Raw genomic sequence first — 8,384 nt, 5'->3', positions numbered from 1 at the left:
GACAACCGCGGCGGCGGTGGTTTCCGCCGTGACGACAGCCGTGGTGGGGACAACCGCGGCGGCGGTGGTTTCCGCCGTGACGACAGCCGTGGTGGCGACAACCGCGGCGGCGGTGGCTTCCGTCGTGACGACAGCCGCGGTGGTGAGCGTCCGCCGTTCCGTCGTGATGACAACCGTGGTGGCGAGCGCCCGGCGTTCCGGCGTGACGACCGTCGTGACGACCGCGGTGGTTTCCGTCGCGATGACCGTGGTGGGGACAACCGCGGCGGCGGTGGTTTCCGCCGTGACGACAGCCGTGGTGGCGACAACCGCGGTGGCGGTGGCTTCCGTCGTGACGACAACCGTGGCGGTGAGCGTCCGCCGTTCCGTCGTGACGACAGCCGTGGTGGCGAGCGTCCGCCGTTCCGGCGTGACGATCGGCGTGATGACAACCGGGGCGGTGGCTTCCGCCGGGATGAGCGTCGTGACGACCGTCCCTCGTTCCGCCGGGACGACAGCCGTGGTGGCGAGCGCCTGCCGTTCCGGCGCGATGACCGTGGGGACAACCGTGGCGGTGGCGGCTACCGCGGCCGGGACGACCGTCGGGACGACAACCGTGGTGGCGGCTTCCGGCGCGACGACCGGCGCGACGACAACCGGGGCGGCGGCTACCGCGGCCGGGACGACCGGGGTGGGTACGGGCGCCGGGACGACCGGGACCGGGACCGTCCGGACCGGGCGCCGATCAAGCGGCTGCCGATCCCCGAGGAGGTCACCGGTGATGAGATCGACCAGGACGTCCGCCAGGAGCTGATGAGCCTGCCCAAGGGGCTCGCCGAGGACGTCGCGCGCAACCTCGTCATGGTCGCCAACCTGATCGACGAGGACCCGGAGCAGGCGTACGCGTACTCCCGCATCGCCCTCCGCCTCGCCTCCCGCGTCGCCGCCGTGCGCGAGGCCGCAGGCTTCGCCGCGTACGCGACTCAGAAGTACTCCGAGGCGCTGGCCGAGTTCCGGGCCGCACGGCGGATGACCGGTGGCGTCGAGCTGTGGCCCGTCATGGCCGACTGCGAGCGCGGCATGGGCCGCCCCGAGCGGGCGCTGGCCATGGCCGGCGAGCCCGAGACGCAGAAGCTCGACAAGGCCGGGCAGGTCGAGATGCGGCTCGTCGCCGCCGGCGCCCGCCGGGACATGGGGCAGCTCGACGCCGCCATCGTGACCCTGCAGAGCCCCGAGCTCGCCTCCACCGCCGTACACCCCTGGACCGCACGGCTGCGGTACGCCTACGCGGACGCGCTCCTCGCCGCCGACCGCGAGGGCGAGGCCCGCGAGTGGTTCGCCAAGGCGCTCGAGGCCGACAAGGACGGGGCGACCGACGCCTCCGACCGGCTCGCCGAGCTGGACGGCGTCGAGTTCGTGGACGTCATCGACGAGCCCGGCACCGACGCCGACACGGTGGTCGAGATCGCGCCCGTCGACGAGGCGGACGATCTCGACGACGACCTCGACGACGACGAGGACGACGAGGGCGACGACGAGGGCCGCCAGGCCTGACCTCGTATGAAGAAGGGCGGCACCCACCGGGTGCCGCCCTTTTTCGTACCCCGAGCCTCCTAGTCCAGTGCCAGGCTTCTCAGGACCAGGCCTGTCGCCGGCTTCGGGCCGAACGACGTCGACTTGCGGGGCATGGTGACGCCCTGCCGTGCCAGGTCGCGTACGACCTCCTCACGGACCGGATGCATCAGAACCGCCGTGCCGTTCCGGCGCTCGGCCTGTTCGACGGCGGCCTCGGTGTCGTGGATATAGGCGATGTCCTCGGGAGCGTCCGGGATGCGCCAGACGTGATCGAGGAGAGCGGCGTGCAGGACCGTCGCGTCCAGGGTGCGCCAGGCCTCGGGGCGGTCCGTGCGGACCGTGCGGGCGAGCAGCTCCGGAGCCGGCCGGTCCACGAGATGGAACGCGCCGTCGCCGGCCAGGAGGAAGGCGTTGCCCTCCGACGCGGCGGAGGCGAGAGCCTCCATGGCCGCCGGCAGTGGCCCCTCCACGCGGCGGACGCGGAAGGCGTCGCCGAGGGCCGCGACCGCGTCGGCGACGGGAAGACGGTTCAGCAGACGGTGGATGGCGCGTACCCGCAGGGGATAGCGGGCGGTGTCGATGAGGAGCACCAGACCGTAGTTCCACGGGCCCGGGGAGGCGTGCTCCTCGCGGAGCCTGAGGTACGTCGCCCAGCGGTGGTGGCCGTCCGCGATGAGGGCCTGGTGGTCGGCGAGGCCCGCGCTGACCGCCGCCAGATCGGCCGGGTCGGTGATGGACCACAGCCGGTGGCAGAAACCGTCCTCCGTGGTCGTGGACAGCAGCGGTTCGCCCTGGACGGTCCGCTCGATCACCTCCGCGGCGGCGTCGCCGTCCCCCCGGTACGTGAGGAGCAGCGGCTCCAGGTTGGCGGCCGTCGTCCGCATCAGCGCGGCCCGGTCCTCCACGATGTGCGGCATCACGTCCTCGTGGGGCAGCACGACGCCCGCCGCCGGCTCGGACAGTTCCAGGGCACCGATCACCCCGCGCTGGAGGATGCCGTCGCCGTGCTGCTCGTACACGTACAGCGCGGGTACCGGGTCGGGGGCCAGGACGCCGTCGGCGAGCCAGCGGTCCAGGGTGACCGCGGCCTTGCGGTGGCGGGTGCCGGCGGTGATCGCCTGCGGGAGGATCAGCCGGACGATGTTGTGGGGGTCGGCGGACTCGAGGTGGAGCAGCCCGTCGGGTCGTACGACGACGTCGTACGGCGGAGAGGTCACGGCGGCCAGACTGCCGACCCGTTCGGGGACGTAGCGCAGTCCCCGGAAGGGAAGCAGACGCAGACCGTCGGCGCGGACGTCATCGGCCGCGAGACCTGAGGTGTTCATTACGCAATCGTAAGTGGGCGGTGGCTATGAGCGATGATCGGGGGCAGCGGGGGAGTACCGCGCGGCGATGCAGAGGAGTACGAGGACATGGGTGACGGCGAGACCGGCGGCGGCCCGGGCCGGCAGGGCAGGCAGCGCCCGGACGGCAGCGAGCGACCGCTGAGCGAGGTGTACGACACGGCGCTGCTGGACCTGGACGGTGTGGTGTACGCGGGCGGGGAGGCGATCGAGCACGCGGTGGAGGCGCTGGGCGCCGCGCGGGACGGCGGCATGCACCTCGCGTACGTCACCAACAACGCGCTGCGGACGCCGGACTCGGTGGCGGCGCATCTGACCGAGCTGGGGGTCCCCGCCGAGGCCGGGGACGTCATCACCTCCGCGCAGGCGGTGGCCCGGCTGATCGCCGACGAAGTGCCGCAGGGCGCGCGGGTGTTGGTCATCGGCGGGGAAGGGCTGCGGGTGGCGCTGCGCGAGCGGGGCCTGGAGCCGGTGGAGTCGGCGGACGAGGAGGGCCTGGCGGCCGTGGCCCAGGGGTACGGGGGCCCGGAGCTGCCGTGGGGGCGGTTCGCGGAGGCGAGCTACGCGGTGGCGCGGGGCGTGCCGTGGTACGCGTCGAACACCGACCTCACCATCCCCGGGGCGCGGGGCATCGGGCCGGGGAACGGCGCGGCCGTGGAGGTCGTGCGGATCGCCACCGGCGCCGAGCCGAAGGTGGCAGGCAAGCCGCTGCCCCCGATGCACCGGGAGACCGTGCTGCGGACCGGGGCGAAGCGGCCGTTGGTCGTGGGGGACCGGCTGGACACCGACATCGAGGGGGCGTTCAACGGCGGAGTGGACTCGCTCCTCGTCCTGACCGGCGTGACGGACGTGGCGCAGCTCCTCGCGGCGGTGCCGGAGCACCGGCCGACGTACGTCGACGCGGATCTGCGGGGGTTGCTGACCGGGCAGCCGGAGGTCGCCGGGACGGACGCCGGCGGCTTCGTGTGCGGCGGCTGGACGGCGTCCGTGAGCGGGGGTGCGCTGGTGCTCGACGGTGAGGGCGACGACCCGCTCGACGGGGTGCGGGCGCTGTGCGCGGCCGCCTGGTCCCAGGCGGGCGCCGGGGCGTGCGGTCTGGACGCGGGGAAGGCGCTCGAAAGACTGGGACAGCTGTGACGGCTGTGAGGGCTGGGGCGGTGACGGGGCGTCGCGGAGGCGGCGGGAGCTGACCGGGGCGCCGGGGCGGGGCTTCACGGCCCCGGCTCTGGCGACGGGCGGGGTGCCGGTGGCCCCTGGCTCCGGGGACCGGGCGGGGCGCCGGCGGCCCCGGCGGGGGTATCGGGGCGGCGCGGACCTGCGGCTTCGGGCCGTCGGGCAGGCATACCGGGGAGACGGTCGCGATGGCAGGCTAGGCTAACCTAACTGCCGTGTTGGTCGAGAGCCCCTCCGTCGCGAGCGCGGAGCAGACGAGTCCCGCCCAGACGCCGACGCGCCGGAACTCCCTGCGCGCCGTCGGACTGGTCGCGGCCGTCGGCGTCCTGCTGCTGGTCTGTGTCCTGAGCATCATGATCGGCGCCAAACCGGTGCCGTTCGGCGATGTGTGGCACGGCCTGTTCCAGAACACCGGCACCGGGAACGACGTCATCATCCGTGACGTACGCGTGCCCCGGACGCTGCTCGGTCTGCTCGTCGGCGTCGCACTCGGCCTGTCCGGCGCCGTGATGCAGGGCCTCACCCGCAACCCCCTCGCCGAACCCGGCCTCCTCGGCGTCAACGCCGGCGCCGCCGCCGCCGTGGTCTCCGCGATCGCCTTCCTCGGGATCACCGAGGTCTCCGACTACGTCTGGTTCGCCTTCCTCGGCGCCGCGGTCGTCTCCGTCGTCGTGTACGTCCTCGGCGGCAGCCGCGGCGCCACACCCGTGCGTCTCGCGCTCGCCGGAACCGCCGCCACCGCCGCGCTCTACGGCTACGTCAACGCCGTCCAGCTGCTGAACTCCGCGGCCCTCGACCGGCTCCGCTTCTGGACCGTCGGCTCGCTCGCCTCCGCCGACATGGAGACCGTGCGCCGGGTCGCCCCGTTCATCCTCGTCGGCGTCGTCCTCGCCCTGCTCATCTCCCGGCCCCTCAACGCCATGGAGATGGGCGACGACACGGCCCGCGCCCTCGGCGCCCACCTCAACCGCACCCGCGTCATCGCCATGGTGTCCGTCACCCTGATGTGCGGCGCGGCGACGGCCGCCTGCGGCCCCATCGTCTTCATCGGGCTGATGGTCCCGTACCTCGTCCGCGCCCTCACCGGCCCCGACATGCGCTGGATCCTCCCGTACGCCGCCGTGCTCGCGCCGGTCCTGCTCCTCGGCTCCGACGTGATCGGCCGGCTCGTCGCCCGCCCCTCGGAGCTCCAGGTCGGCATCGTCACCGCGCTCGTCGGCGGCCCCGTCTTCATCCGACTCGTCCGCCGCAAGAGGATGGCCCAGCTGTGACCACCAAGTCGATACGGACCGGCGGCGGGCTCTCCGTACGCTACGAGCCCCGCGTCGCCGTCTCCGTGCTCGGGCTGCTCGTGCTCACCCTCGCCGCCGCCGTCGTCCTCCTCGGCACCGGCGACTTCCCCATCGCCCCCCGCGACGTTGTCACCACCCTGTTCGGCGACGGGACCGCCGTGCAGGAGTTCGCCGTCATGGAGCTGCGGCTGCCGCGTATCCTCGTTGCCGTCTTCGTCGGGGCCGCGCTCGGCATCGGCGGCGCGGTCTTCCAGTCGATCTCCCGCAATCCGCTCGGCAGCCCCGACGTCATCGGCTTCGGGCAGGGCGCCACCGTCGGCGCGCTCACCGTCATCGTGCTCTTCCAGGGCGACGCGCTCGCCGCCGCGGGCGGAGCCGTCGTCGGCGGTCTCGTCACCGGCGCCGCGATCTACCTCCTCGCCTGGAAGCGCGGGGTCCACGGCTACCGCCTCGTCCTCGTCGGCATCGGCGCGGCCGCCATGCTCACCGCCGTCATCCACTACCTGATCACCAAGGCCGACCTGGTCGACGCCACGCGCGCGGTGGTGTGGATGACCGGATCGCTCGACGGCCGCGACTGGACCCAGTTCCGGCCGCTGTTCGCGGTCTGCTGTCTGCTGCTGCCGCTGGTCCTCGCGCACGGTCGGTCGCTGCGCATGCTGGAGATGGGCGACGACGCGGCGTTCGCGCTCGGGGTGCGGGTCGAACGGACCCGGATCGTGCTGATGGGCTCCGCCGTTCTCCTCGTCGCCGTCGCGACGGCCGCCGCCGGCCCCATCGTCTTCGTCTCCCTTAGCGCCCCCCAGCTGGCCCGCCGGCTGACGCGGGCCCCGGGCCCCAACCTCGCCGTCTCCGCCCTCATGGGCTCGGCCCTCCTCCTGATCGCCGACTGGACCGCCACCAACGCCTTCGGCGACCGCCAGTTGCCGGTCGGAGTCGTGACCGGGATCCTCGGCGGCTGCTATCTGCTCTGGCTGCTCGTCACCGAACGCAAGGCGGGCCGGCTGTGAGCGCGGACACGAACCACGACCGGAACCACAGGAGCAGGAGTACGGGCATGCACGGTCAGACGCGCACCGGGACGCCGACAGCGACGGCGACAGACGCGCCGATCCGGGCGGGGGGCCCGGCCCGGTCCCGGCCGGATGCGCCCGCGCAGCGGCTCAGCGCCGACTCGGTCACGCTCGCCTACGACCAGCGGGTCATCGCCCGGGACCTGTCCGTCGAGATCCCCGACAACTCCTTCACCGTCATCGTCGGGCCGAACGCGTGCGGCAAGTCGACCCTGCTGCGCGCCCTTTCCCGGATGCTCAAGCCCAGCCGGGGCCGGGTGCTGCTCGACGGGCAGACCATCCACACGATGCCCGCGAAGAAGGTCGCCAGGACTCTCGGGCTGCTGCCCCAGTCGTCCCTCGCGCCCGACGGCATCACGGTCGCCGACCTGGTGGCGCGCGGTCGCTACCCGCACCAGGGCCTGCTGCGGCAGTGGTCCCCGGAGGACGAGCGGATCGTCCAGGAGTCGATGGCCGCGACCGGGGTCGGCGAGCTGGGGGAGCGGTACGTCGACGAGCTGTCCGGCGGTCAGCGCCAGCGGGTCTGGATCGCGATGGCGCTCGCCCAGCAGACGCCGCTGCTGCTGCTTGACGAGCCGACGACGTTCCTCGACATCCAGCACCAGATCGACGTCCTCGACCTGTGCGCCGAGCTGCACGAGACGCAGGGCCGGACCCTGGTGGCCGTCCTGCACGACCTGAACCACGCCGCCCGCTACGCCACCCACCTGATCGCCGTCCGCGACGGCGAGGTGGTCGCGGAGGGGCCGCCGTCCGAGGTCGTGACCGCCGAGCTGGTCGAGCGGGTCTTCGGACTGCGCTGCCAGGTCATCGAGGACCCGGAGACGGGGACCCCGCTGGTGGTGCCCGCGGGGCGAAAGGCGCGGGGACGGGGGCGTCCGGCCGGTGGGCCGGCGGGCGGCGGGCCGGTGGCCGGGGACGTGAAGACCGGGGGCTGAGGGACCCGCGGTCAGGGGCCCGCGGCCGGGGCAGGGGGCGACCGGCGGGCACGCGGCGCCCGGGAGACCGCGGTGTCCGATGGCCCGTGGGCCGGTGTCGACCCCGCTACAGCAACGACCGCAGCCGCAGCAGATCGCGGAGGCCGGCCTCCAGCTTGACCCGGCCGGAGGCCCAGGCCTTGGCGAAGTTCAGCTCGCCGGCCACCATCGCCACGAGATCGTCGCCGGTCATGGCCAGACGGATCTGCGCCTTGGCGGGCGGCGGGCCCTCCACCGTGTCCTCGACCTCGATCCGGCCGCCTTCGAGGCGGCCGGTGAACGTCGTGTCGAGGTCCGTGATGTGGCAGCTGAGGGTGCGGTCGAGCGCGGCGGCGCCGCGGACCTCGCCGTTCGCCCGCGCCAGGTTGTCCGAAAGTCTGTCGAGTGCGCTCCGGCACTCCGTGATCGTGGCCATCATGATCGACGTTACCCCAGGGCTTCGCGATAGCGTCATGGGATGAACGACGTCATGCCGGAACCGCCGCCGGCGCCGGGCCCGGAGCGGGCGACCGACCGGGAGCCGGAGCCCGTACCACCGTCCCCGCCGCGACCGGACGCCGACGGAGCGGGCCCCGACGGCCCCCGCCCCGCGACCGCGCAGACCGGCGCCCCTCAGGCCGGGCGCCCCGAGGCTCCCCGCCCCGCGACCGCGCACCCGGCTGCCCCTGAGCCCTCCGGTCCCGGCGCCGCGCGGCCCGACGGCCCCCGTCCCGGCCTCACCGCCCCCCTCGCCGACGCGGACTTCGGGCCCGCCGGGCCCGCGCCCCTCGGGGTGGCGCGGGAGGCGACCGGACACGGCGGCGTAGACGGGGTCCTCGGGCGGCTCGGCGATCTCGACCACCTCACGGCGGACGGACACCTGGAGGTGTACGAGGATGTACACCGTGGGCTGCGCGACGAGCTGACCTCGCTCGACGCCGTGCGCCCCGGACCGAACCCGTCATCCGATCCGTACGACCACAGGAGCTGAAC

General features: G+C 73.9%; 8 protein-coding genes and 1 pseudogene. 7 read left to right on the top strand and 2 right to left on the bottom strand.

What is annotated here, in order from left to right; all coding sequences use genetic code 11:
- Both ACZ6RC_RS26145 and ACZ6RC_RS26140 read left to right on the top strand, forming a co-directional pair.
- Positions 1 to 793: hypothetical protein (locus ACZ6RC_RS26145; RefSeq protein ID WP_469587513.1), on the top strand; the 793-nt coding region annotated here is incomplete at its 5' end.
- The gene (locus ACZ6RC_RS26140; protein ID WP_469587510.1) at positions 733 to 1,533 is read left to right on the top strand and encodes a tetratricopeptide repeat protein; all 801 of its coding nucleotides are present in this window, start codon (positions 733 to 735) and stop codon (positions 1,531 to 1,533) included. The genes ACZ6RC_RS26145 and ACZ6RC_RS26140, both read left to right, overlap by 61 nt.
- A 59-nt stretch (positions 1,534 to 1,592) precedes the next feature.
- Here the strand turns inward: ACZ6RC_RS26140 and ACZ6RC_RS26135 are convergent, their stop codons facing one another.
- Entirely contained in the window at positions 1,593 to 2,879 is a 1,287-nt protein-coding gene (locus ACZ6RC_RS26135) for a DUF1015 domain-containing protein (RefSeq protein ID WP_391144425.1), read from the bottom strand.
- An 87-nt stretch (positions 2,880 to 2,966) separates the two neighbouring features.
- Here ACZ6RC_RS26135 and ACZ6RC_RS26130 point away from each other — a divergent pair, with 87 nt between their 5' ends.
- The 4 genes from ACZ6RC_RS26130 to ACZ6RC_RS26115 all read left to right on the top strand — a co-directional run bounded on the left by ACZ6RC_RS26130 (position 2,967) and on the right by ACZ6RC_RS26115 (position 7,373).
- On the top strand, positions 2,967 to 4,034 hold the full coding sequence (locus tag ACZ6RC_RS26130) for an HAD-IIA family hydrolase (protein WP_391144427.1): 1,068 nt from the start codon (positions 2,967 to 2,969) through the stop codon (positions 4,032 to 4,034).
- A 251-nt stretch (positions 4,035 to 4,285) separates the two neighbouring features.
- Positions 4,286 to 5,341: a FecCD family ABC transporter permease gene (locus tag ACZ6RC_RS26125; protein WP_469587471.1), complete on the top strand. Its 1,056-nt coding sequence runs from the start codon at positions 4,286 to 4,288 to the stop codon at positions 5,339 to 5,341.
- Positions 5,338 to 6,372 (top strand): FecCD family ABC transporter permease, encoded by a 1,035-nt coding sequence (locus ACZ6RC_RS26120; protein WP_391144432.1) that lies wholly within the window; start codon positions 5,338 to 5,340, stop codon positions 6,370 to 6,372. Before ACZ6RC_RS26125 ends, ACZ6RC_RS26120 begins: the two co-directional genes overlap by 4 nt.
- Before the next feature lie 47 nt (positions 6,373 to 6,419).
- Complete coding sequence (locus tag ACZ6RC_RS26115; RefSeq protein WP_391144435.1) at positions 6,420 to 7,373, top strand: ABC transporter ATP-binding protein; 954 nt, start codon at positions 6,420 to 6,422, stop codon at positions 7,371 to 7,373.
- 106 nt (positions 7,374 to 7,479) lie between these two features.
- Here the strand turns inward: ACZ6RC_RS26115 and ACZ6RC_RS26110 are convergent, their stop codons facing one another.
- Positions 7,480 to 7,827 (bottom strand): SCP2 sterol-binding domain-containing protein, encoded by a 348-nt coding sequence (locus ACZ6RC_RS26110; protein WP_391144438.1) that lies wholly within the window; start codon positions 7,825 to 7,827, stop codon positions 7,480 to 7,482.
- A gap of 210 nt (positions 7,828 to 8,037) precedes the next feature.
- On the opposite strand from ACZ6RC_RS26110, the pseudogene ACZ6RC_RS26105 reads away from it, so the two are divergent.
- Positions 8,038 to 8,382 (top strand): annotated as a pseudogene (locus ACZ6RC_RS26105) (hypothetical protein); the annotation flags it as partial.
- Between the last annotated feature and the right edge of the window lie 2 nt (positions 8,383 to 8,384).

It is taken from the genome of Streptomyces sp. NPDC048353 (assembly GCF_055587165.1).
The sequence above is the reverse complement of the archived record's forward strand: the minus strand, read 5'-3'. Positions and strand labels throughout refer to the sequence as shown.

What these genes read in the sequence shown, in the direction of transcription:
- ACZ6RC_RS26135 (WP_391144425.1), bottom strand. Translation starts at nt 2,879, where the DNA reads ATGAACACCTCAGGTCTCGCGGCCGATGACGTCCGCGCCGACGGTCTG.
- ACZ6RC_RS26130 (WP_391144427.1), top strand. Translation starts at nt 2,967, where the DNA reads ATGGGTGACGGCGAGACCGGCGGCGGCCCGGGCCGGCAGGGCAGGCAG.
- ACZ6RC_RS26115 (WP_391144435.1), top strand. Translation starts at nt 6,420, where the DNA reads ATGCACGGTCAGACGCGCACCGGGACGCCGACAGCGACGGCGACAGAC.
- ACZ6RC_RS26110 (WP_391144438.1), bottom strand. Translation starts at nt 7,827, where the DNA reads ATGGCCACGATCACGGAGTGCCGGAGCGCACTCGACAGACTTTCGGAC.